Origin of the sequence: Yersinia mollaretii ATCC 43969 (assembly GCF_013282725.1) — a bacterium.
Lineage (GTDB): Bacteria > Pseudomonadota > Gammaproteobacteria > Enterobacterales > Enterobacteriaceae > Yersinia > Yersinia mollaretii.
This window is the reverse complement of record NZ_CP054043.1, coordinates 3,015,116-3,040,201: the sequence shown is the minus strand read 5'-3', so window position 1 is coordinate 3,040,201 and position 25,086 is coordinate 3,015,116. Positions and strand designations below refer to the sequence as shown.

Below are 25,086 nucleotides of genomic sequence, written 5' to 3'. Positions count from 1 at the left end.
ATGTGGCAGCTGCGGTCAATGGGGCTATCGCTGTTTCTGGTGATCTTCTTTTCCCTGAGTTGGCTGGCCCTGTGGACCATCAGTTTTTATCTTAGCGATGACGGTTTACACGCCATTTTATTGCTACCACAGGGGCTGCGATTGGCGTTGATGATTCTCCTGCCACGGCGCTATTGGCCAGTGCTATTGCTGGCAGAGTGTGCAGGACTGTGGTGGCTCCACAGTGAGCAATTGCAAACCTCCACACTGATTCTGCTGTCGCCCCTACTAAGTTTACTGCCCGCGTGGCTGACCCAGCGTTTCTGGCATCACTACACCCTGTATTGGCAACGGCTGTTGCTGCTGCTGACCGCGGTGACGGGGAATAGCCTGCTGCATGGCGCGGTATTGGGCTTGTGGTTGCCCCTACCGGTCACTCAGGTGCTGCTCGCCACCTTTACCGGCGGTATTCTGCTGGTGCCATTCACCTATCTCATCTATGAATACTTAAAGCAGCAGCATGTTCGTAATCTATTCTCCCAGCAGATTCCCGATCCGCCGCTGCGCACCTCATTGTTGATTTGGTGTTCGCTAATTTTCGCCATTTTGGTGTGTGTGCAGGTGGCGATTGCGCCCAATATGGAGCGCCTGCTGCTGATTTTTGTCTTTCTGCCCAATGTGTTTATGGCCTACAAGTTCGGCTGGCAAGGGGGGGTATTAGCGGCGGTGTTAGGGAGCCTGATGATTACCGTCACTCGGCAAGCCAGCGGCGCATTTCATGACTTGGCCGAGCTGGAGCTTTTTCTCTCGACCCAAGCGCTATTGGGGCTGACACTGGGGATCGCCATCAGTCGCCAACAGCAGTTGGCACAGCGCCTACACCGCTATCGCAATCAGTTGGAACAAGAGCTGCAAACCCGCCGCAAGCTGATGGCGCGGTTGGTGCATACCGAGGAAGATGTGCGCAAAGAGATTGCCCGTGAGCTGCATGATGAGATTGGTCAGAACATCACCGCCATTCAAATTCAGGCGATGTTGGTCAACCGCAGTGCCCCCACGCCAGCGGCACAATCGGCGGCCAATCAGATCAGTAATTTGTCACAGCGCATCCATCAAACCACCCGCCAGCTCTTGCGCCAATTGCGCCCGCCAGTGCTGGATGAGATGCCCTTGGATCAAGCGCTACACCATTTGGCGGAAGAGTTTGCCTTTGCCGAGCAAGGGATCAACTTCCAACTCGATTACTCACTGCCCCCCACTCCCGGTGAGGATGCGGTGGTGTTTACCCTCTATCGGCTGGTGCAGGAGTTGCTCAATAACATTAATAAACATGCGAAGGCGCACAATATTCAGGTCAGCCTGCGCCTCACTGACAATATCATCACGCTGGAGGTGCGCGATGATGGCATGGGTATTCCGGTGCAACCACAAGGCGGGGGCTTGGGTCTGCGCGGTATTGAAGAGCGGGTGCGCGCGCTGGGCGGCGACTGGGTACTGCAACGCCGTTTAGGCACTCGCGTGGTGGTCAACCTGCCCACGCAGGTCCGCACCAGCGACTCTGTGAGCCTGCCCACAAAACAGGATCAAACACCTTCATAAATAAGCATTATTCCTAGCCGTCTACAACCTTGTCTCATCTCTTTCACTTTGACCTTCCCTACACTCAACACAATGACCGGAGGAATCCATGGCTGCATCATTTTTGTCGTCGAAGACGTTACCCCCTGAGCCTTTGACGCCGGAACAGGTGAATGCGCGTTACCGCTACTGGCGGCCGCGCCTGATGGCCGCCATGGTGATGGGTTACGCCGCCTTTTATCTGACACGCAAAAGTGTCAACTACGCCATGCCGGTGATGCAACTGGAGCTGGGCTTGGATAAAGGGGATATCGGCTTGCTGGGCACACTGTTCTATCTGGCGTACGGCGGCTCCAAATTTGTCTCCGGCATTGTCAGTGACCGCACCCAAGCCCGCTGGATTATGGGCATCGGCTTGATGATGACCGGGGTGCTGAATGTGGTGTTTACCCTGTGCCACACCCTGCCCGCCCTATTGGTGGTCTGGACACTGAATGGTTTCTTTCAGGGATGGGGCTGGCCGCCTTGCGCTAAATTACTGAGCACTTGGTATTCACGCAATGAACGAGGCACATGGTGGGGCTGCTGGAATACCTCCATCAGTATCGGCGGCGCGGCGGTGCCACTGCTCTCGGCGTTTCTGGCCTCGCACTATGGCTGGCAGGCCGCACTGCTGGTCCCCGGCGCAATCGGTATCGTGCTCGGTATTTGGCTGTGTTGGCAGTTGTGCGATAAGCCGCAGCAGCAAGGTTTGCCGACCATCGGCCAATGGCGGCGCGACCCGCAAGATCAGTGGCAGGAACAGCAAAGTCCGCCGATGCCAATGGGACGTATTTTCCGCGATGCGATTTTGCGCAACCGCACCATCTGGTTGCTGGGTGTCTCTTACGTGCTGGTCTATCTGATCCGCATCGCCCTCAATGACTGGGGCAATATCTGGCTGGCCGAGAGTCATGGGGTGAATTTGCTTAGTGCTAATGCCACCTTGTCGCTGTTTGAACTGGGGGGATTGTGTGGCGCGCTGTTTGCCGGATGGGGATCGGACTTGCTGTTTCGCGGTCAGCGAGCGCCAATAATTCTGTTATTCGCACTGGGGCTGTTTCTGACCATGACCGCCCTGTGGCTGGCTCCGGTGCATAACTATCCACTGCTGTCAGTGACTTTTTTCAGTATCGGATTTTTTGTCTTTGGACCACAAATGTTGATTGGTCTGGCGGCCACGGAATATACCCATAAAGATGCGGCGGGGACCGTCACCGGATTTCTCGGTTTGTTTGCCTATCTCGGTGCTGCACTGGCCGGATGGCCACTGGCGCAGGTACTGCAACAGTATGGCTGGCAAGGATTTTTTGCCTTGCTCACATTGGCCTCAGCGGCGGTGGGTTTGTTACTGATGCCGCTGCTGATGACCGACATCAGCCGATTAGGGTTTGAACCGGCGGGAAAGCGCTTCATCCCGACGGGTAAAGAGTAAAAGTACGTCAAATAATACCTCTCCTACAACGATAACTCTGTTTGTCACCCGCTTGCGGGCCATCAGAGAATAAAAAGGATAATGTTATGAAACTTGCACCTCTCTCTGTACTCATTGCTGCGGGCCTCGCCCTGAGCGCCTTTACCACCGTCGCCAAGGCCGAAGGGCGTCTGGTAATCTATTGCAGCGCCACCAATGCCATGTGTGAAGAAGAAGCCAAAGCATTCGGCGCAAAATATGATGTCAAAACCAGCTTTATCCGTAATGGCTCCGGCAGCACGCTAGCCAAAGTGGATGCAGAGAAGAAAAACCCGCAAGCGGATGTCTGGTATGGCGGCACGCTAGATCCCCAATCGCAAGCCGGTGAGATGGATCTGCTCTACGCCTATCAATCCCCGAATCTGTCTCAGATCATGCCGCAATTCCGTGACCCAGCAAAACGCAAAGGTAACTACTCCTCGGCGGTCTACATTGGCATTCTGGGCATAGGCGTGAATACTGACCGCCTGAAAGAGAAAGGGCTGCCGGAGCCAAAATGTTGGAAAGATCTGACCAATCCGGTCTACAAAGGTGAAATCCAGATTGCCGATCCACAAAGCTCCGGCACCGCTTACACCGCGTTAGCCACCTTCTCCCAGCTTTGGGGTGAAGAGGCCGCCTTCGATTACCTGAAAAAACTGAACGCCAACGTGTCGCAATACACCAAGTCGGGCATTGCCCCGGCCCGCAACGCCGCCCGGGGTGAAACGACCATTGGCATTGGCTTCTTGCACGACTACTCGCTGGAAAAAGAGAAAGGCGCACCGCTGAAATTGATCTCGCCATGTGAAGGTTCCGGCTATGAAATCGGCGGCGTCAGCATCCTGAAAGGCGCGCGTAATCTGGATAACGCCAAGTTATTCGTCGATTGGGTGCTGTCAAAAGACGCGCAAGAGTTGGCATGGCAGAAGGGTCAGTCCTACCAAATTCTGACCAATACCACCGCTGCGACCTCACCGAACTCACTCAAGCTTGATGAGCTGAAGCTGATTGATTACGACATGGATACCTACGGTGCCACCGAAATGCGTAAGAAGCTGATCACCAAGTGGGTCAACGACGTCAAGATGGGGCAATAACAGCCCACAATCAATCCCGCTTTGTATCAATAACTTATTTCAATAACCGAGTCATTGGCGTTGCAGCAAGGCAGTATGGGAACCGCGCTGCAACGTCAAGGACGAAGGTTATCTCTGGGGAACACCATGACAAACACTCTGCGGCTACCGCAGACACGGGATGCCATCTTCTATTGGCTGGCTTTCGCCGTGGCTGCTTTTGCCTTATTACCTGCATTCAGTCTGGATTACGGCCTGCTTGAATCTAGCCGCACTGAGCTACTGGCCGCCTATGGTTGGTCTGGCCTGAACATCAGCACGTTGTGGTTTGCCCTGCCGCTGCTGTTGCTTTTCCGCCCTCTTTCACCCGCGGGCCGCGAGCATCGTAGTCGCCATCTGTTTGATGCCGGTTATGCCCTGTTCTGCGCCCTGTTCGTGGTAGTGACCTCCGCCTGGCTAGAGCGCGGGCTAGGTTTTGCCACCATCGGGCTGTTTATTGCCTTGGGTGCCATTATTACGCTGGCACTGGCTCGCCTTGAGTGGCTGGGGGGCGACCGTTTTGTGCTCGGGTCACTGGTGACCATTATTGCCCTGATTACCGTCTTTATTCTGTTCCCCAGCATCGCGATTTTCATCCCCATTTTTACCGATGAAAGCGGGGCTTTTGCGCCATGGCAATTTATGGCGATCCTCGGGCAGGCCCATATCCTACAAGTGATCTGGAACTCGTTCCTGCTGTCGGTCGCAGTCGGTATCGGTTGTACCTTCTTCGGCATGGTACTGGCGATTTACACCACGCGCATTGCCAAACGCTCGGCGCTGCTTGGGCGCATTTTCTCGATTTTACCGATTGTCACCCCACCCTTTGTCGTCGGATTGGGCGTCACCCTGATGATGGGCCGCTCCGGCTACGTGACCGAATTAATGGTCACTTGGTTCGGGCTGACCAATACCAACTGGCTGTACGGCTTCACTGGCATCTGGCTGGCACAAGTTTTAGCCTTTACGCCGATGTCATTTATGATCCTCGACGGCGCGATTAAGACCATCCACCCCTCACTGGAAGAAGCCTCCTACACCTTGCGTGCCAGCCGCTGGCAGACCTTTATGCAGGTGTTCCTGCCACTGCTAAAACCCGCGTTGGCGAACTCATTTTTGATTGTGATTGTGCAATCACTGGCTGACTTCAGTAACCCGCTGGTGCTGGGGGGGAACTTTGACGTGCTCGCCACGCAAATCTACTTCTATATTACCGGCGCACAACTCGATTATCCGGCAGCCTCCACACTGGGTGTCATTCTGCTGATGTTCTCGCTGTTTATCTTCTGTATCCAGTATATGTGGATAGGCAAGCGCTCCTACGTCACTATCTCCGGCAAATCCTCCCGTGGCGATGTTCAACCCCTACCTGTGTCACTGGTATGGGGCACCACCGCCATGTTGTATGTGTGGATTGCCTTTAACGTGTTGCTGTACGGCAGCATTTTCTACGGCAGTTTCACCGTCAACTGGGGGGTCGATTACACCCTGACGATGAACAACTTTAATCAGCTCTTCGGGCAAGGTTTCAGTGACGGTGCATGGCCTTCGCTGCTCGATACCCTACTGTATGCCGGCATTGCCGCCCCAATCACTGCCGCCTTTGGCCTATTGATCGCCTATATCGTGGTGCGCCAACAGTTCCGTGGTAAAAAAACCATCGAATTCAGCACCATGCTCTGCTTCGCTGTACCGGGAACGGTTGCAGGCGTCTCCTATATTTTGGCCTTTAACAGTGCGCCGGTCTATCTCACCGGAACAGCCGCTATCGTCATTATCTCTATGGTGATGCGCAATGTGCCAGTGGGCATCCGCGCCGGGATTGCCGGGCTGGGGCAGTTGGATAAATCGCTGGATGAAGCATCCCTCAGCTTACGGGCCGGTTCGCTGCGCACCGTCATCTATATCTTGCTGCCCTTGCTGCGACCCGCGATTTTATCCGCGCTGATTTACAGTTTTGTACGCGCCATGACCACCGTCAGTGCCATCGTCTTCTTGGTCACACCGGACACCCGCGTCGCCACCTCTTACATCCTTAACCGCGTGGAAGATGGGGAATATGGCATCGCGATTGCCTATGGCTCTATTTTGATTGTGGTGATGCTCGCCATCATCTTCCTGTTTGATTATCTGGTTGGCGAAGCGCGTATTGCCCGCTCGAAAGCCAGCAATGCTGAATAATGACGTCCTGATAAGGCCAAATATTATGTCAAATAAAGATACCGTTTCTGATAAAAAGCATTTTGTCGAACTCAAGCACGTCACCAAACGCTTTGGCACCAATACCGTGATTGACGACTTAAATCTGGCGATCCCAAAAGGCGAAATGGTCACTTTGCTCGGGCCATCCGGTTGCGGCAAAACCACCGTGCTGCGGCTGGTTGCTGGGTTGGAGAAGCCCTCCGGCGGCCAGATTTTTATCGATGGGGAAGATGTAACCGACAGATCTATCCAGCAACGGGATATCTGTATGGTGTTTCAGTCCTACGCCCTGTTCCCCCATATGTCGTTGGGGGAGAATATTGGCTATGGGCTAAAAATGCTCGGGCGACCCAAAGATGAGATTCGCGAGCGTGTGCAGGAAGCCTTGGCGTTGGTGGATTTAGCGGGTTTTGCTGACCGTTTTGTTGACCAAATCTCCGGCGGACAACAGCAGCGGGTAGCGCTGGCGAGGGCGTTGATCCTCAAACCCAAAGTGTTGTTGTTTGATGAGCCACTGAGTAATTTGGATGCCAACCTGCGCCGCAGCATGCGCGATAAAATCCGTGAATTGCAGCAGCAGTTTAATATCACCTCGCTGTATGTCACCCATGACCAAAGTGAAGCTTTTGCCGTCTCTGATACTGTTTTGGTGATGAATAAAGGCAAAATCATGCAAATTGGCGCGCCACAGACACTCTATCGTCAGCCCGCTTCTCACTTTATGGCCAGTTTTATGGGGGATGCCAACGTCTTCCCTGCACGCATCAACAGTGACAGCGTGGAGATATTTGGCTATCACATCCCGCGCCCGCAAGGATTTGCCGCCGGATATCAACAAGCTACCGTAGGTGTGCGGCCAGAGGCCATCACCCTGAGCCAGCAGGGCGAACCCAGCCAGCGATGCACCATCAATAAAGTGGCCTATATGGGGCCGCAATATGAAGTGTTGGTGGATTGGCATGGGCAATCATTGCTGCTGCAAGTGAACGCCACGCAACTGCAACCCGCACCGGGCGACAGCTATTATCTGCAAATCCACCCGTATGGCATGTTTGTCCTCGCGGATACCCCCGAGTAAGTCCATGAGCGGGCAGCGCGAAAAGAGCGCTGCCCGCTTCGTCATCAAAGGCCTGCCCACTACTTTCCGCATAAAGATTGAGCTAAAAGCCAAAAATCTCAATAAGTTGCACAAACTCTAAGCAAACGATTCAAATTTACGGTTTCCCCTTTGACATGCCCCTGATACCCCGCTATTATTCGCCTCGTTCACACGATTCCTCTGTAGTTCAGTCGGTAGAACGGCGGACTGTTAATCCGTATGTCACTGGTTCGAGTCCAGTCAGAGGAGCCATATTAGAGAAGCCCGCTTAAGGAAACTTAAGCGGGCTTTTTGCTTCCCTCCTGCAAATTTACAATCCATCGCAGCCTAAGAATCGTTAATGTATTATCATTAATAGCACTATGCTGAGAGTGCGGTGGCATTATCAAAACAGTGCCTATCTCCCTGATATTTATACTGGAATAATAACCCGAATGGATTATGGAATCTTCCTACACATCATGGTGAAAAATCGTATATATTTACATTTGAAATTATAAATTAACTATCTCTCATCTGTTTTCTTGAATGATTTATTCTTATTTCGGTAAAAAAATTCCTAACTCGTTTATAATCAACTCACTAGGCAAAATAAGCGCATGGGCCTAGATTGGGTCATGCAGCCTATACATAAGCAAGAATCTTTTCTTGATAATCTATAATTAGAGATTAGAATCACCGAAATAGTACTCTGGGCATCGGCAGTTGCGGTTCTTGCTTATCTCATCTTGGGTAATCATTTGGAGTCTATCGGTGCGAGTGAGGGGCAGTGAATTAACCCTGCGAATCCCAAGATATAACATTTATGGAGATAACATGACAAAATCAGTGATGATAGTTGATGACCATCCGGCTATACGCGTCGCCATTCGAGCACTACTATCACAAAGTAATGAATTTACAACAATTTATGAATCAGTCGATGGTAGCGAAGCACTAGAAATATTAAAGAATAATCCTGTTGATTTAGTCATCATCGATATTGAGTTACCTAATTTCGATGGTTTTTCATTACTGAAAAAACTGCAACAGCGCGGGTTTACAGGCAAATCATTATTTTTGTCCGCCAAGAATGAGCAAGTTTTTGCGGTACGCGCATTACAGGCTGGAGCCAATGGCTTCATCAGTAAGAATAAAGATATTAGCGAAATTCTGTTTGCTGCGCAGAACGTATTACGTGGATATTCATTTTTCCCCTCTGAAGCCTTGACCCAATTAGCCGGGCAACCTTCGAGCCATGATCCTGTCAATCGGGCGCGCTTGTTGTCGGAGCGAGAAATTAATGTTTTACGTTATCTGGTGAATGGCTTGTCTAATAAACAAATTGCCGACGAAATGTTTATCAGCAACAAAACTGTCAGTACCTATAAAACCCGCATCCTGACCAAATTAGGGTTAAGTTCTGTAATTGAACTGGCAGATTATGCACATACCCATAATTTGGTGTAGCTCAGTCTGGTCTGGTTTCCGACGACCTGAGTCCTCTCTACGTAGTTGGCTCTCCTTACTCATTTTACTGTGCAGCTTGCTGTTATTGAGCGGGCAACTTCATGCCGCCGTGATGACAGGCCGCCAAGGGTGTGACACCGGTCAGCCCTTGTCAATACATAGCATCGCCAATAGTTACAGCGAAGACCTTTTACTCACTCCTTCCACCGACACGCGCCAATCAAGCCGGCGCACGGTGAAAGTGGGCGTGGTCATTGATGCCAATACGCCTTTTGTGGTTAATCGCGATGATAATGCCATTGAGGGCATTGTCGCGGATTACCTGAAAATCATCAGTGATGCCAGCCAGTTATCTTTCCAGATGATTGGTTATTGCGACTACGGATTAGTGCTGAATGCATTGGAAAATGGTCAGATTGACTTGATGGCCGGAACGCCCATGCCTGCTCAGCCGGGGTTGATTGCTTCCCATGCATTCTTTACCAATCGGCATGTTGAAGTCCGCAGCAAAAATTGGGATCCCACCAAGCGTACCCATCCGGAAACCGTGGCTATCGTCAATAACGAGCCGCTTTCGCCAGAGTTTTTATTTAATTATCATGCCGACAAAATTGTCGCCTACCCTAACCAGTTGCAAGGGTTGCTGGCGGTTGCCTATGGTAATGCGGATGTTTTTGTCTCTAATGCCACCTCCGCCAACTATTTGATTGACCAATTGCAGTTGCTGACCTTGCAAATTCGCAACTTTGCCCCTTACCACCCTGCCCCATACACATTTCTGGCGCGGGAAAGTAATCAAAAACTCATTGATTACATTAATCAGATTCTGGAGCTACTGCCCACCCGTGCGACCGGCGATATTCAGCAGCGCTGGTTTGGTAGCAAACATCATTACAATATTGATGCCAAGTTACTCTTGACCGAACAAGAGGTTAGCTGGATTCAGAAACATCCGGTGGTGACTTATGTCGCCCCACTGGATCTGGCCCCGCTGATTTTCCGTGAACGCCAAACGGGCGTGATGGCGGGTTTCTCCGTCGATCTTATTGATATTATTTCACGCCGCACTGGCATTAAGTTTGAGCCGATTTACACCAAAGATACGGGTGAAAGTGTCCGTGAGTTTATCGCCGGAAAAATAGATATGCTGCCAATTGTGGCCGTCCGCAATGGTACTTATGGTCACAATCTATACTCCTCGCCTGTCGCCCAATCTTTATGGGGGATACTGACTCGCGAAGACCGTATTGATATCAACAATGTAGCCGATCTGGCGGGGAAACGTGTTGGTATACAAGCGGGCAGCACCTCCAGTGGTATGATTGGTAATCCCCTGTTAGCCCAGAAGATTACCTTTGTTCAAGCCCCCGATACCATGACACTGGTGCGTTGGTTGCAGCAGGGCAAAGTCGATGCCGTGCTCAAAAATATGATGACAGCCAACTATCTGTCTGCGCAGAATTTCAGTCCCAATATTAAAACCGTTGCTGTCGCGGGTGAAGAGCCATTGATGATGGCATTCGGCATCAGCCCTAAGCTGCCTGAATTAAAAGCCATCATTGATAAAGTGATTGAATCTATTCCGCCGGAAGAGCTCGATAATCTGATCAGCGAGTGGAGTACATTCAAACCGAATCCAGTGAGTTTCGATAGCAGCACACTGGATAATGAATTACTGATGGTGGCGCTGAAAATAAGCTCGGGGCTATTATTGATCTTCGGCTTATACCTCGGTTATCTGGTGTTCAATAAGCGCCGTCAGGCCATGTTGCTGCATACCCGTTTACTGCAACAAGAATCTATCATTAATGCCTTGCCCTTCGCGGTATTTATTCGCGCTAGGAATGGTGATCTGGCGGTTTATAACAGCCACTTTGCTGCCGCGCACCAAGATAAACTGAACGATATGCTCAATCAGAAGAGCGAGTCTGCCCACTGGCCGATGACCAGTCAGCTCGATCGCGAGATAGATAAATATTGTCGGTATGTCTTGCTGGATAGAAAACCACAAATGGTGGATCTCTCCCTTGAGATCAACGGGGAACTGCGCGATATCTTCCTGTGGATTATTCCGCTGGATAATGCGGAGCGCAGTTTACTGGGCGGCTGGCTGGATATCAGTCAACGTAAAACGGTCGAGCGTGAGCTGGAAGCGGCGCGTGTCGAAGCCGAAAGTGCCAACCGGACCAAAAGCACTTTCCTTGCCACCATCAGTCATGAACTGCGCACACCTATGTACGCCATTATGGGCTTACTGGAGCTGGAAATTCGCAGTGAGCAGCCGGTCGAGAAAAATACCTTAGTCACCGTATCCAAAACAGCCCAGTCACTGATGCTACTGCTGGATGACATTATCGACTCCGCCAAGATTGAAGCCGGTCAACTGAGCGTTCACCCAGCAGTGGTGGATTTCCGGCAGGAGATGGAGCGGATGTTCACTATCTATCAGCCAATTGCCGATGAGCGCGGGCTGCGATTCGCTGGCTGGCTGGATGATCAAATCCCTCCGTTGCTGATGGTCGATATGCTTAGAGTGCGGCAGGTGATGGGAAATCTGTTGGGTAACGCCTTGAAATTTACTGAGAAAGGCAGTGTCTCGGTGGATGTCACTTGGGAGCCGACAGATAGTAAGCGAGGTGTCATGAATATCGATATTACTGATACCGGTATCGGCATCTCTTTGGCTGCGCAGGCAACACTGTTCCAGCCATTTAGTCAGGCGAATGAAGGTAAATCACCGCGCTTCGGTGGCTCGGGATTGGGCCTTTGGATCTGTCATCAGTTGATTCATAAGATGGGTGGACAAATCATCTTAGAGAGCCAATTGGATAAAGGCACCAGCCTATTTATTACCTTGCCACTGGCGATCGCCTCAGAGGATGACATACCACAAGATACGACCATTCATCATGCTGATGAAAAACAGTTGGATCACTTAAAAAATCTCCGTGTTTTGGTGGTAGATGATCTCTCTGCTAACCGCCAATTGCTTCAACAGCAGCTTGCCTTTATCGGTATCGAGCAGGTAATGAGTGCAGATAATGGCGCGGAAGCTTGGCAAATATTGCAGCATTATAGTTTTGACGTCGTCATTACCGATTACAATATGCCATTGATGAATGGTTACGAACTGGCTGCCCACATCCGTAGTAGCCCTACGATCAACGAGATGATCATCATTGGCTGTACGGCGGATGCACGGGAAGAGAGTACTCGCCGTTGTACTGACGCCGGAATGAATGATTGCATGATCAAACCTGTCACCATCGATACCTTGCGCACGGTTCTACTACGCCAAGATATTATGGGCAATATGAGCACGGGTCACCCTCGCACTCCAGCGGACCCTGCTGTCAGCACAGAAAACAGTGAAGCCTCTCAACTGCCGCCATCCCCACAGGCGGCGGCACAAGAGAAGTTAAGGTCACTATCGGGGGGAAGTGCTGAGGTGGAGTTGCAGTTATTGCACTCATTGCTGGAGAGCAGTTCGCAGGATTTTGAGGCGCTGACACAGCAATACCAGCAGTTGGTCACGGCAAATAAGAACTCGATTCCAGAGGGTATCTATGACGAGATGGCCAGTCTGGTGCACCGAATTAAAGGGGGTGTGCAACTGATTGATGCACACGAACTGGTGGATAGCTGCATTAAGTTCGAGTCACTGCTGCATACCCATAATAAATCCGCAATTATTGCGCATGGAGTCGAATATCTGGCACTGTTAGCCGAGACTCACCAATTATTAATTGAGCTAGTAGCCACATACACCAAAATAGGTAGTAGTGACTCGGTAAAATAGAGACTTAGCGAGTGTCGTCATTAAAAACCGTCAGAAACTTTGGCGGTTTTTCTTATTAAGCCCACCACTATTTCTGTTTCGGATAAAAGTCTAATTTTGTCATTAAGCAATGAACACCAACTAACATAATGAAATAAAACAATTTTATTATTTCTCTAGTTTTAATTGGATCTGTTCCTACATATTTTGTGGGAAATTTCGGATATAAAACAAGGACGCATCTCATTCACCTCCCCTCCATTTCCCCCTACACTACCTGCGGCCCAAAAACTGAACAGAAAAAACGAAATAACGGCTAATGCTATTCAATCTAATGATCGCTCATTTCGCTGAATACAAAAAGTCGGTGTTTGCCAAAATATAAATCTTAAATTTAAGTAGGAATTTCATGGGAAAGACTCTATTAACGTTGGTGTTACTTACCCTACCGGGTATGGCGTTAGCAGCGACCTCAAATAACACGATTAAGTTTCAGGGCGAAGTGGCCGAACAAACTTGCATGGTTGATATTAATGGTACCGCTAACACTCCAGTGGTTTTGTTACCCACCGTTTCAACCAGCAACCTGAATCAAGTGAATTCTGTTGCGGGTAAAACCAATTTCACCATTAATCTCACTGGCTGCAACATTGCCCTTCAAGACACCAAAATCAGCTCAGTTTTTCAGGGAATGAATGTCACGAGCGCCGGTAACTTGGGCAATGTCGGCACAGCACAAAACGTCGCGATTCAGCTACTTGATACCAACGGTGCACCCATTCGTATGTCTGGCGGCAGTGTTCAAGTGCCCGGTATTACTCTGGTTGCTGGCTCCACATCCGCGTCACAGGATCTAGCAGCACAATACATTACGGAAGAAGGTCGTGCGACGGCAGGCAGTGTGATTGCCTCTGCGCAATATGCGATCACTTACCCCTGACTATTCGTGAAACCGAACTGTTTCATGAAGATGTTGGCCAACCGGTAACGGAGCCTAAATAAACCAGAAAAAACCAAGGATAAGTAAGCGCTATGACACTGACTGCCCACAAATTTATCGCCTGCACGTTATTACTGCTCAGCGGCGTACCCTTATGGACGCAAGCCAGTGTTGTCATGACAGGGACTCGTATTATTTATCTTGAAGGCACACGAGAAAAAGTATTACAGCTCAGCAATAAAGATGACCACCCTAATCTGGTCCAACTTTGGATGGATGATGGCAATAATCAATCTTCGCCTTCAAAAAGTGATGTCCCTTTCACATTGACACCACAGATATTTCGCATGGAACCCCAAAGCGGACAAGTGGTGCGGTTATCCTATTTAGAGCGTAATTTACCTAAAGATCGTGAGTCAGTGTTCTATCTTAATTTTTTGCAGATCCCCGCGTTAAAAGCCGATAAGCAGACTGAAAATAAACTGGTATTGATCGTGAATAATCGGCTGAAAGTCTTTTACCGCCCTGCCGCCTTAAAAGAAAATGTCGATACATTGGGTGAAAAAATCCAAGTCACGTTGGACAGTGTTACCGGTGATAAGATCAAGATACATAACCCAACGGGTTATTTCATCAGTCTACGTGATGCCAAACTAATCAACGGTGATAAGACGATTTCGTTTGCCACAAGCGAGATGTTTGCCCCCAATTCAACCACGGATCTGGCCCTCCCAGCAGGAGTTAAGGCCAAAAAAGGTGAATTGCTGACACTGAACGTGGTTAATGATTATGGGACCAACATTCCCTGTAATTATCATCTGTGATCTACCCATGTTGATAATCCAGCACCGACTCAGGCGTAGGGATAGTCAGTGAGGTTTGCCTCATGGCTATCCTGCTTGCTAACGAACGGCTTGTTAGTCAGTCATATCGTGTCAGCAGCGGAAGAGCATCATCAAGATGAATATGTGTTTGAGGATGCATTATTACGCGGCTCATCACTGGGTTTAGGCTCTATCTCTCGCTTTAACAAAAAAGACAGTTATGAAGCAGGCAAATACCAAGTTGATCTCTATATGAACAACAAATTTGTCGATCGTGTCGAACTGACGTTTATCCCGAAAGGTGATGACGTTATTCCCTGCCTGTCAGGCGCACAGTTGCTACAAGCTGGCGTAGAAGAAACGGCACTAAAAAATGCCCATCTGGAAGACAACTGCCTAGATTTCAAAACGATTCTACCCGCCAGCGATTATCATTTTGATTATGCAAAATTACGCTTTGACCTGTCAGTTCCGCAGCTCTTTGTTAAGAAAATGCCTCGGGGTTATGTCGATCCGCGTAATCTCACCTCCGGCGATACCATTGGTTTTAGCAATTACAACTTCAACCAATATCACGTGGGTTATAACAAAGATGGCATTAAACGGGCGACCGATTCGAGTTATCTGAGCCTGACCAATGGCATCAATGCTGGGATGTGGCGTTTTCGTCAGCAAGGCTCCTTGCGCTATGACCAGACTCGAGGGGCTAACTGGACCTCTAACCGACTCTACAGCCAGCGCGCACTGCCCTCTATTGGCAGTGAAGTGACCGCCGGAGAAACCTTCAGTTCCGGTCAGTTTTTCTCCAGCATGGGATTTACCGGCATCGCGCTGGCAACTGATGACCGCATGTTGCCTGAATCACAGCGTGGCTACGCCCCTGTGGTGCGCGGTATTGCCAGAACCAATGCGAAGGTGACGGTATATCAAAATAGCCGCCCGATTTACCAAGCCACCGTGTCACCGGGGCCGTTTGAGTTTGATGATTTATCAGCCACCAATTTCGGCGGTGACCTGACGGTCGAAATTCAAGAAGCCGATGGCAGCCTGAGTACCTTTCAGGTGCCCTTCTCCTCAGTGCCAGAGTCCTTGCGCCCCGGTTACTCTCGCTACAGCTTTGCCGCTGGAAAGGTTCGTGATCAGGGCAATCATGAAGTCTTCAGTGAGCTGACTTATCAGCGCGGCGTCAGTAACGCCATTACGGCCAACACCGGTTTACGTCTGGCCCCCGGTTATCAAGCCGCCATGCTAGGCGGTGTTTTTACCCACTATATTGGTGCCTTAGGGCTAGATGTTACTTATTCGAAGGCCAGTTTGCCGGATGATGAGCAGCAGAGTGGCTGGATGGCGCGCGCCGCTTTCAGTCGCACCTTTGAAGCCACCAACACCACGCTCTCGGTTGCGGGTTACCGCTACTCAACCGAGGGTTACCGTGATCTGAGTGATGTATTAGGCGTGAGGGCTGCCAATAATGGCAAAGTTTGGAGTTCTGGCTCCTACCAACAGCGCAGCCGAGCTGAAATCTCGCTTAATCAGAGCTTTAACCGCTACGGTTCACTCTATTTGACCGCCTCCTCGCAGGACTACCGTAATGACCGCAAACGCGACACGCAATTGCAGTTGGGCTATGCCAATACCCTGTGGCGCGATACCAGTTTCAACCTTGCGGTTTCACAACAAAAAACCGGCGGTGGCAGCAATGAAATTTACTTTGTTGACCCCGGCAGCGGCATGCCTGCGGCAAATGGTGCCAAGACACTTGGCGTCAGCGAAACCTTGGTGCAGATGTCCATCTCATTCCCGCTGGGCAGTAGCCCTCGTGCCCCCTATATTTCAGCCGGAGCGGTCAACAGCCAAACTAGCGGTGCCAGCTATCAGACCTCGTTATCCGGTGTGATGGGTGATGATCAATCTGCCAGTTACAGCATGGACTTTGCCCGCAGTGAGCAAACTAAAGAGAACACCTTTAGCGGGAGTTTGCAAAAGCGGTTACCGGTGACCAGCCTGAGCGGCAGTGCCTCCAGCAGTCCCGGTTATTGGCAAGGATCAGCCAGCGCAAGAGGTTCGGCCGCCTTCCACAGTGGCGGAGTCACACTAGGGCCGTACCTGAGCGATACCTTTGCCTTAATCGAAGCCAAAGGGGCCAGCGGGGCCAAAGTGATGTACGGCCAAGGTGCACGTATTGACCACTTTGGCTACGCCTTGGTGCCTACCTTGACGCCTTATCGCTACAACACCATTACCCTCGATCCTGAAGGGATGGACTTCAATACCGAGCTGCGAGATGGCGAGCGGCAGATTGCGCCTTATGCCGGTTCGACGGTGAAAGTGACTTTCCGCACACTGAGCGGATATCCGGTGTTGATTAACGTCAAGCTCGCCAATGGCGGCCAACTGCCCATGGGCACGGTAGTTTATAGCACCGATGGCAGTACCGAATCGGGGCACGATGACCGCAGCCAAGCACATGAAGTCGGGATGGTAGGACAGGCCAGCCAAGCCTATTTGCGGGCAGAAAACCCGCGTGGGACGCTCATTCTGGCATGGGGCGATGCCGCTGATGAACGCTGTAAACTTGATTACGATCTCGGCACCCCCAAGAACGATCAACAACTTTATAAACTCGATGCCTTGTGTGTCGTTACACAGACTTAAATCAGAGAAACAGTATGAATCCTATGACGACCCGCCGCGCCATGTTAGATCGACGCCGCCGCCCCCTATTCTCTCAGGGTATGGGACTGTTTTTGACATTCGGTTTACTGAGTGTGGCTTTACCCAGTTATGCGCAATGCGTCTGGAAAGGGGCCAATATCGGTGGCGACAACTACGGCGCTTCACTACAACTGGGCAATATCAATATGACGAGCAACTACATTCAGCCCGTCGATTCGATTCTGGCCTCCAGTATGGTTAGCTTAGTCCCCGCGCGTTTCTGGTCAGACCCAGAAGCCGTTATTTATGAATGCGATATCGCCGATAAAGAGAGTCTTTTCGAAGTCTTCGCCACTAACGGCGACAGTAATGTGGGCGGCTACACCAATATGGGGGATAACTATTTTCAGACTTTCTTCCCCTATACCGCACTGAAATTGATTCATGTCGATTCAGGGATTGAATTCAGCCGCATCTGGCAACAAGTGCCCCTGAGGAAGTTCGATGTGGTGGGGAATAAAATTCAGATTAAAGGTAAACATTTCAGCCAGATCCGCGCTGAATTAAAAAAAGTGGGTTCTGTAGACCGCACCCCCGGCCCCTCGACATGGGGATGCCCTGGGCCAGCAGCCGACAATTACTCCGGCAGTTACACCTGCAATCAACCCAACGGCTATGTGGTTTTCAAAGGCCCCGGAATGCCTGTGCCAGAAGCAGGATATGATTCAGCGACTAATTATCAAACGTGGGGAAGCGGGCGCTATATGGCATTTGGCATGAATACCTCACCGGTCGCCGTGCTGACACGTAAAAATACCTGTGTGGTGCGCAACGTCACGCCTTATGTCGTTTTCCCTATCATCACCGTGAATGAACTCAACAATAACCAAACCCGCAGCGCCGATATTACAGTGGATATCGAATGCCAATCCGGCACGGAATCGGGCATTAATAGCGGGCAAACTGCGCTGGGAATCCAAACGTCATTACCAGGCTACCTGAAAGCACAGGGTTTAGGGCTAGTCAACGCGGCGGGGGGCGTCAGCTATCTGCTCTCCGACAATTACGGCACCGATAATCGTATTGCCACCGGGGTGGGGATCAGCTTGAGTGACGATAACGGTGCAGCCATGAACTTTGTCGGTTGGGGGGGATGCGTTAGCAATTGCATCACCGGTTCGAGTGCTGCCGGTTGGTATCCCATCTTAACGGGAGCTAGCGCCAATGGCAGTAGTGCCGCTGGTTATAACAACTACTCTCATCACTTCACTGCTACCTTGAAAAAACTGCCTAACGGCACTCCCACGGCTGGTAAAGTCGATGCCACTGCTTACGTTTTGGTGAAAATACAATGAGATACTTATGCCTGTTGTTACTGATGTTAACTCTTCATCAGCATGCTGTCGCCGGGCTAGTGGCGGGGGCGACGCGCATGATTTATCAGCCCGAATCGCGCGAGCGCACACTGATGTTGGCGAATACCAATGACTATCCGGTGGTGGTACAGACTTGGATTGATGATGGCGACGTGGACAGCACGCCGGATCAGAGTAAAGCGCCGTTTATGGTGTTACCTGCTGTTTTCAAAATGCAAGCAGGGGCAGCTCAGGGGCTTCGGATTATCAATAAAGGCGACAATCTACCCACTGATCGGGAATCAGTTTACTGGCTAAATCTATACGAAATCCCGCCGAAAACACGGCGTAATGTTGATGCCCATGCTCAGGTGGCGATGGCGATGAACACCCAGATGAAGATTTTCTATCGCCCCGACGGGTTAACACCGCAACCCGCTGAAGCGCTGAAAAAAGTCACTTTCACTCTCAAAAAGCAGAATAATGAATACGTTCTCACCGCCCATAACCCCACCCCCTACCACGTCTCTTTTGGCCAGATTCAGTTGCAAAACCAGCAAAAAAGCTATTTGGTCGCCCAAGAGATGGACATGATGGTGACCCCATTTGCCGAGCGCCAATATCATTTTGAACAGCAACCGACATCACTCAAAGGTGGAGTGACCCTGAATTATATTTACTTCAATGATGCCGGTAATGAGGTCAAAAACAGTCAGTTAGTCAAAGTGACACCGTAACAGAATGCGATTTTAGCGCCCTTTCTTCTTACGCCCTGGCTGGGCAAAGCGCTTACGGGCTGCCGCATTACTGTCAGGTTTTTCGGCTTTTTTCGGCCCACTGATGCTCACTCTTTTCGCTTCGACACGCTTAACCGGTGCTTTTTTCGCTGGTTTTTCGTCGGACGATGAGTTTTCAATCAGCTTAAATAACTCGATAAGTTCATCTTCGGTCAAATCTCGCCACTCACCCTGCGGCAGCCCTTTCAGGCTGATATTCATGATGCGGACGCGCTCAAGCTTCGTCACTTCATAGCCAAAGTGCTTAGTCATGCGGCGAATCTGGCGATTAAGCCCTTGTACCAGCGTGATACGAAACACAAAGGTGGACTCTTTCTTCACTTTGCACTTCTTGGTCACCGTTCCCAGCATGGGTACACCCGCCCCCAAACCGAGAATAAATTCGTCAGTCACCGGCTTGTTGACGGTCACGACATACTCTTTTTCGTGATCATTCCCTGCGCGCAGGATCTTGTTGACCAAATCGCCGTGATTGGTCAGTAAAATCAGCCCCTGCGAATCTTTATCCAGCCGCCCGATCGGAAAGACCCGTTTGCTATGGTTAACAAAATCAACGATGTTATTCTGCTCACCATCTTCCGTGGTACTGATGACCCCCACCGGCTTATTCAGCGCGATCAGCACCAAGTCCTCTTCATTACGCGGCTCGATAGTCTGACCGTTAACTTTCACTACATCTCCAGGAAAGACCTGAACGCCGACCGCAGCCCGCTTGCCGTTAATAAAAACATTTCCTTGTTCGATGTAACGATCAGCATCGCGACGAGAACAGATACCGCTTTCGCTAATGTATTTATTGAGACGAATGGAGGAGTTAGTCAGCATGTTACCTTCGCAAAAAGCGGAACTATACCTGATCCGCGTGAGGATGCGAAGCATGGTGGAGCCGAATAGTGTGAGCGACTTAACAAGGGGAATAACTGACGGGAAAAAGTGCAACTTTGCTGAAAAACACGCCAATAAGCTCATTCTCTCAGCAAACGCGCATTTTTAGCGTTTTTCTACTTTGACAAACGCCTATACCCCCGCTATTATTCGCCTCGTTCAAACGATTCCTCTGTAGTTCAGTCGGTAGAACGGCGGACTGTTAATCCGTATGTCACTGGTTCGAGTCCAGTCAGAGGAGCCATATTAGAGAAGCCCGCTTAAGGAAACTTAGGCGGGTTTTTTGCTTTTCAGTCGTTTCTGACAGTCGGCTTAAAATTCGTTATCATCCGCTCCCACTCTTCATCCGAGTAGCCTGATGTCTAAGATTATCGATACTTTTATTGCCCCGCCGTGCCATGACAAGATCGAGACTCTCTATCAGGACGATCATCTAGTGCTGATCAATAAACCCGCCGGGCTGCTCAGCCTCTCGGGGAAGAATCCGCAAAATCTCGATTCGGTCCATCATCGGCTGGTACAGATTTTCCCCGGCTGCACTCTGGTTCACCGACTTGATTTCGGGACTTCCGGGCTGATGGTGATTGCCCGCAATAAGGCGATAAATGCCGCACTCTGCCAACAGTTTAGCCAGCGCACGGTGACCAAAGTGTACAGCGCGCTGCTCTGCGGACATCTGGACGACAACGAAGGAGTGATAGACGCAGCAATTGCCAAAGACCCAGCACTGTTCCCGCTGATGTCAATTTGCGCCATCCACGGCAAGCCCGCTCGCTCCGGTTACCGAGTCGTTGAGCGCTTTTATCATGAGTTGGAAGACGGGACGTTACTGCCATTGACGCGGGTACAACTAACCCCGGAAACCGGACGCACTCATCAACTCCGCATCCACTGTCAGCAGTTGGGCCACCCTATTTTGGGCTGTGACTTATATGGCGGTCGCCTGCTGCCAGGGACTGAACGGACACTTAGACTGATGCTGCACGCCAGTGAGCTGCATTTTGTTCATCCCATTGGCGGAAAGTGTATCAAAGCCCGTAACCCCAGCCCGTTCTGAAAATGTTAATTACCACATCAAATCATCAGGCACTTTAAAATCAGCATAGGGATCTTCTTCATCCTGCTCTTCCTGACTCAGCGCACTATTCAATACAATACTGTTCGCATCTCGCTGCGCAATTTTGTCGGCTACGCTCGCGGGGATAATCGCGTATTCACTCTCAGCCTTGTTATCAACAGTCAAACGGGCAATGGCGAGACGACCACTAATCAGCTGAGCTTGAGTCGTCTTATCCACAACAATTTTTTTAATTAAATTATTGTCTGTGAAGTTAAAACCAATATCGCCTTTTGAAATGTTAATTCTGTTCATTTCAATGAGCTGCTTTACCTGAGCTTTATATTCTTTCGATAAAGCCGCTTGCTTTTGTTGTTCGCTCAGCTGCTTATCACGCTCAAGTTGTGCTTTTTTATTTTCTTCCACACTCTCTCTTGCCTCACGAGCCTGAACTCGCGATTTTTTAGCTGTTCTTTGGACTTTGGCCATTTTTTTGCTGGACACTAATCCCGCTTTTAGCATCTGCTCTTGTAAGGTAAGTTTTGTCATCTTCGCTTCTAAACCCGTTGAGTAATGTGTGGGATTATACCTGTAATTTTTGAGGCTGTATCCGGTTGCAGGACCTAATCATGATATGGCGTGAAATTGCATAAATAGCACGGTAACTGATTCATCGGGGTCGTTGATGAATATGGCCGCCTCCTTGCGGCCTAGTGCTTACGCCAACCCTAGCTGCGAATTAAGTTGCGTAATCTGCTGCTGCCACTGCCGTTGCAACTCAAGTTTCTGATGCTTGGGTTTACGCGCCAGATCCTCCGCGAGTTTGCTTTCCAAATCCAACAGTGTCGCCAACAGGCGCTCCTCTTCACTTTCCGTTTGTGTTTCTTCTGCTTGCATTGCGGCGGGCAACATTACTGCTGAGTGCGTTGCCGTCGGGAGAGTCGTGGGAGCCGATTTGTCTGCCAAAATGGCGTAAACCGGCTCCATATCATGCCACTCCTCCAGCCGCTGTTGATGGATGAGCCAAAAACGATTACAGCTCTGCTCAATCAATGCCCGGTCATGGGAGACCAATAACACTGCGCCACTGAATGTCTTCAGCGTCTCCGCCAGCTCCTCTTTACCTTCCATATCAAGGTGATTGGTTGGCTCGTCGAGCAGCAATAGCGAGTAGTTCGCCAGCGTTAGGCCGATAAACAGTAATCGCGAGCGCTCGCCACCGCTCAGCGTATTCACCCGCTGTTGATGTCGGATATAGGGGAATCCGGCACCAATGAGCGCCATTTTCCGCTGATCTTCCGTTAGCGAAGCGAACGGCGCTAACGCCTCAATTAATGTCTCCTCATCACGTAGCTGTTGCTGGCTCTGATCATAGTAGCCGACCCGCACTTTGGGATGAAACATCACGCCTGCGTCGGCGGCCTCTGACTGGCTAAATGCCTGCCACAAACAGTGCAGCAGTGAAGATTTACCGCAGCCGTTACGTCCCACCAACGCAATGCGATCGCCGCTTTTTACTCGCAACTGATCCAGCTCGAATAGTACCGGAGCCAGTGGTGCAGGCCGCACCCGCAAAGCTGACAGTGCCAGCACCCGATCTGCCGGTAGCGCCTCGCCGTTTAGGCGCAACTGCCACTGGTTACCCGCCGTCAGTTGGGTTTGTTCATCCTTCAGTCGATCGACCTGTTTCTCCATCTGCTTGGCCTTGCGCGCCAGCTTCTCGTTGTCATACACGCTGCCCCAGATAGCCAGCCGTTTGGCACTTTTTGCCACCCGATCAATCTCCTTCTGCTCGGCCTGACGGCGATGGCTATCCGCGATATCTTTCTCCGCGAGCGCCTGTCGCGCCAAGGTGCAGGGCATCCGAATGAACTGTAGATTTTTGTCGCGTAAGATCCAAGTGCAGTTGGTGACATGGTCCAGCAAGCTGCGGTCATGGGAAACCAGCACAAAGCTGCCGAGCCAATTCAGTAGGAACTGCTCCAACCACAGCAGTGTGGGCAGGTCCAGATGGTTGCTGGGTTCGTCCAGCAACAGCAAATCAGGTTGACGAATCAGCGCCCGCGCCAATAGCAGGCGTGTGTGCTGCCCTCCACTCAATGTCCCGGCGGTCAGCGCCCAAGCGGCTTCGTCGAAGCCCAAACTGACCAGTAAAACTTCGGCTTGCCAGCGTTCGGGTTGATGCAGGCTGTTGGGTAGATGATTGAGCACTGCCTCCAACAGAGTGCAATCAGCCAGTGCGGCGGGCAGATGTTGTTCAACGCGAGCCACCAAGCACTGGTTGGCGGTGGTGATCGTGCCAGAAGTCGCAGGCAGATCGCCGCTGAGGATTTTTAGCAGGGTACTTTTGCCACTGCCGTTATGGCCTATCAGACCAATGCGGTCGCCTTTTTTCAGGCCAAAAGAGATCTCAGCCAGCAGTGGGCCGAAGGTGTTGTCGTAACAGACAGATTGTGTAGAAAGTAATGTGGTCATGGCTTACTCAAGTTTTACAGGCATAGAGATGCCGATCGTCAAAGAAACTGACGATAACCAGTAAGCTGGAGGGAAGTTCTCAGAGTGTTAGTTAGCTTCGCTCAAGCAGGTTATCGCAGCACGATACCAGTAATGCTTGAGCCATCACGATCACTAAAGACGAGTGAAAAAAGAAACAATTCACGGGTCAACATAGTAATCCTCCTTAAATAGCGTTAGTGAATGAATAAAGAGATTATATTGGGGTTTCTGCCATTGCGCCAGTGCTAGCTTTTGACTGAACCCTTGCCATCACAGGGTGAGTCCAGTCTCTAAGCCATTGTAATGCAGATCAATAGCTTAGAGACCAAAACAGGAGGATAGATTACCCGTTCAGGGCTTTCTTTGAATCTAGGGCACTGTGGATGGCGGCTTCCAATTCATTGACTTCGAATTTTGCCACATAAGCATCCGCCCCCACTTTGCGGACATGATCTTCATTTGCACTGCCCGACAACGAGGAGTGGATAATCACCGGAATATGCTTCAGGAACTCATCGCGTTTAATATTTAGCGTCAATGTAAAGCCGTCCATTTCTGGCATTTCCAAATCAGTTAACACAAAAGCGATTTTATCCGAGATAGGCTTGCCCTCTGCCCTCGCCTCATCGGCCATCTTGCGAATCTTATTCCACGCCTCCAGACCCGTGATATGCATCACGGCAGGAATATCCATCATCTTCAACCCTTGTTCCAGCATCGAACGGGCCACCTTAGAATCTTCCGCCACAATGGCAACAGAACCGGGTTTCAGATCAAATGCCTTGGTTTTGGTGCTGTCGATTTGAACATTACGATTGGCGGGAATGATGTCATACAAAATCTGTTCAACATCCAGCACCAAAGCCAGACGATTACTTGCGGTGTCATTATCCAGCCGAGCAATACTGGTGATATTACGGCTCTTAACCCCCGCGTCGGCCGCCAGCACTTGGCTCCACTCGAGGCGGACAATATCGTCGACCGACTCCACCGCGAATGCCTGAGTACTGCGGGCATATTCGGTCACCAGCAGAATATTTAATCCGGTTTTTGGCTCACAGCCGACAATCGCCGGAAGATCAATCACAGGAATAATCTCCCCACGAATATTCGCCATCCCCATCATTGGCGACACCATACCCGCCGCCTTGGTCAGGGTCGGCATAGGCACAATTTCACGTAGTTTGAACACGTTGATGCCAAACAGCTCGGATTTCTCTTCATCTTGCGACTCGCCCAAGCGAAACAGCAACAGCTCAAACCGGTTTGATGAGGTGAGATTAGTTCTCTCCTCAATCTCTTTTTGAAAATTATCCATACTTTCCCCAATGCGAATGAAGAGTGATAAGTGGTTACAAGGCGAATTAAGTCATTCGGAAAAT

At 50.5% G+C, this 25,086-nt stretch carries 17 protein-coding genes and 2 tRNA genes; 15 read left to right on the top strand and 4 right to left on the bottom strand.

Annotated features, from left to right (window positions below):
• The 13 genes from HRD69_RS13405 (at position 1) to HRD69_RS13345 (ending at position 19,206) form a co-directional block, all read left to right on the top strand.
• On the top strand, positions 1 to 1,578 hold the full coding sequence (locus tag HRD69_RS13405; RefSeq protein ID WP_032813050.1) for an MASE1 domain-containing sensor histidine kinase: 1,578 nt from the start codon (positions 1 to 3) through the stop codon (positions 1,576 to 1,578).
• Between the two features lie 88 nt (positions 1,579 to 1,666).
• Complete coding sequence (gene uhpC / locus HRD69_RS13400; RefSeq protein WP_004873581.1) at positions 1,667 to 3,031, top strand: MFS transporter family glucose-6-phosphate receptor UhpC; 1,365 nt, start codon at positions 1,667 to 1,669, stop codon at positions 3,029 to 3,031.
• A gap of 86 nt (positions 3,032 to 3,117) precedes the next feature.
• The gene (locus tag HRD69_RS13395) at positions 3,118 to 4,149 is read left to right on the top strand and encodes an ABC transporter substrate-binding protein (RefSeq protein ID WP_004873582.1); all 1,032 of its coding nucleotides are present in this window, start codon (positions 3,118 to 3,120) and stop codon (positions 4,147 to 4,149) included.
• 126 nt (positions 4,150 to 4,275) lie between these two features.
• Positions 4,276 to 6,348, top strand: coding sequence for an ABC transporter permease (locus HRD69_RS13390; protein WP_032813051.1), 2,073 nt, complete (start codon positions 4,276 to 4,278; stop codon positions 6,346 to 6,348).
• Between the two features lie 25 nt (positions 6,349 to 6,373).
• Entirely contained in the window at positions 6,374 to 7,447 is a 1,074-nt protein-coding gene (gene fbpC / locus HRD69_RS13385; protein ID WP_004873584.1) for a ferric ABC transporter ATP-binding protein, read from the top strand.
• A gap of 197 nt (positions 7,448 to 7,644) precedes the next feature.
• Positions 7,645 to 7,720 (top strand) — tRNA-Asn (locus HRD69_RS13380).
• Between the two features lie 564 nt (positions 7,721 to 8,284).
• Positions 8,285 to 8,917, top strand: a complete 633-nt coding sequence (locus HRD69_RS13375; RefSeq protein WP_004873586.1) for a response regulator transcription factor — start codon at positions 8,285 to 8,287, stop codon at positions 8,915 to 8,917.
• A 79-nt stretch (positions 8,918 to 8,996) separates the two neighbouring features.
• Positions 8,997 to 12,716: a response regulator gene (locus tag HRD69_RS13370; protein WP_032813107.1), complete on the top strand. Its 3,720-nt coding sequence runs from the start codon at positions 8,997 to 8,999 to the stop codon at positions 12,714 to 12,716.
• 388 nt (positions 12,717 to 13,104) lie between these two features.
• Positions 13,105 to 13,635: a fimbrial protein gene (locus HRD69_RS13365; protein ID WP_032813052.1), complete on the top strand. Its 531-nt coding sequence runs from the start codon at positions 13,105 to 13,107 to the stop codon at positions 13,633 to 13,635.
• 92 nt (positions 13,636 to 13,727) lie between these two features.
• The gene (locus HRD69_RS13360; RefSeq protein ID WP_004873589.1) at positions 13,728 to 14,459 is read left to right on the top strand and encodes a fimbrial biogenesis chaperone; all 732 of its coding nucleotides are present in this window, start codon (positions 13,728 to 13,730) and stop codon (positions 14,457 to 14,459) included.
• Positions 14,460 to 14,507: 48 nt separating this feature from the next.
• Complete coding sequence (locus HRD69_RS13355) at positions 14,508 to 17,114, top strand: fimbria/pilus outer membrane usher protein (RefSeq protein WP_032813053.1); 2,607 nt, start codon at positions 14,508 to 14,510, stop codon at positions 17,112 to 17,114.
• Positions 17,115 to 17,128: 14 nt separating this feature from the next.
• Entirely contained in the window at positions 17,129 to 18,469 is a 1,341-nt protein-coding gene (locus HRD69_RS13350) for a fimbrial protein (protein ID WP_032813054.1), read from the top strand.
• A complete protein-coding gene (locus tag HRD69_RS13345; protein ID WP_032813056.1) occupies positions 18,466 to 19,206 on the top strand; it encodes a fimbrial biogenesis chaperone in 741 nt (246 codons plus the stop codon). The genes HRD69_RS13350 and HRD69_RS13345 overlap by 4 nt, the downstream gene beginning before the upstream one ends.
• A gap of 12 nt (positions 19,207 to 19,218) precedes the next feature.
• Here the strand turns inward: HRD69_RS13345 and rluF are convergent, their stop codons facing one another.
• Positions 19,219 to 20,091, bottom strand: a complete 873-nt coding sequence (gene rluF / locus HRD69_RS13340; protein WP_004873593.1) for a 23S rRNA pseudouridine(2604) synthase RluF — start codon at positions 20,089 to 20,091, stop codon at positions 19,219 to 19,221.
• A 228-nt stretch (positions 20,092 to 20,319) separates the two neighbouring features.
• Between rluF and HRD69_RS13335 the strand changes: the two genes are divergently transcribed.
• Positions 20,320 to 20,395 (top strand) — tRNA-Asn (locus HRD69_RS13335).
• Between the two features lie 114 nt (positions 20,396 to 20,509).
• Complete coding sequence (locus HRD69_RS13330) at positions 20,510 to 21,208, top strand: RluA family pseudouridine synthase (RefSeq protein ID WP_004873594.1); 699 nt, start codon at positions 20,510 to 20,512, stop codon at positions 21,206 to 21,208.
• A 9-nt stretch (positions 21,209 to 21,217) separates the two neighbouring features.
• Here HRD69_RS13330 and HRD69_RS13325 read toward each other — a convergent pair whose 3' ends face one another.
• The 3 genes from HRD69_RS13325 to HRD69_RS13315 all read right to left on the bottom strand — a co-directional run bounded on the left by HRD69_RS13325 (position 21,218) and on the right by HRD69_RS13315 (position 25,022).
• A complete protein-coding gene (locus HRD69_RS13325; protein WP_004873595.1) occupies positions 21,218 to 21,757 on the bottom strand; it encodes a DUF2058 domain-containing protein in 540 nt (179 codons plus the stop codon).
• A 168-nt stretch (positions 21,758 to 21,925) separates the two neighbouring features.
• The gene (locus HRD69_RS13320) at positions 21,926 to 23,683 is read right to left on the bottom strand and encodes an ABC-F family ATP-binding cassette domain-containing protein (protein WP_004873596.1); all 1,758 of its coding nucleotides are present in this window, start codon (positions 23,681 to 23,683) and stop codon (positions 21,926 to 21,928) included.
• 364 nt (positions 23,684 to 24,047) lie between these two features.
• Positions 24,048 to 25,022 (bottom strand): chemotaxis protein, encoded by a 975-nt coding sequence (locus tag HRD69_RS13315; RefSeq protein ID WP_004873597.1) that lies wholly within the window; start codon positions 25,020 to 25,022, stop codon positions 24,048 to 24,050.
• Positions 25,023 to 25,086: the final 64 nt, after the last annotated feature.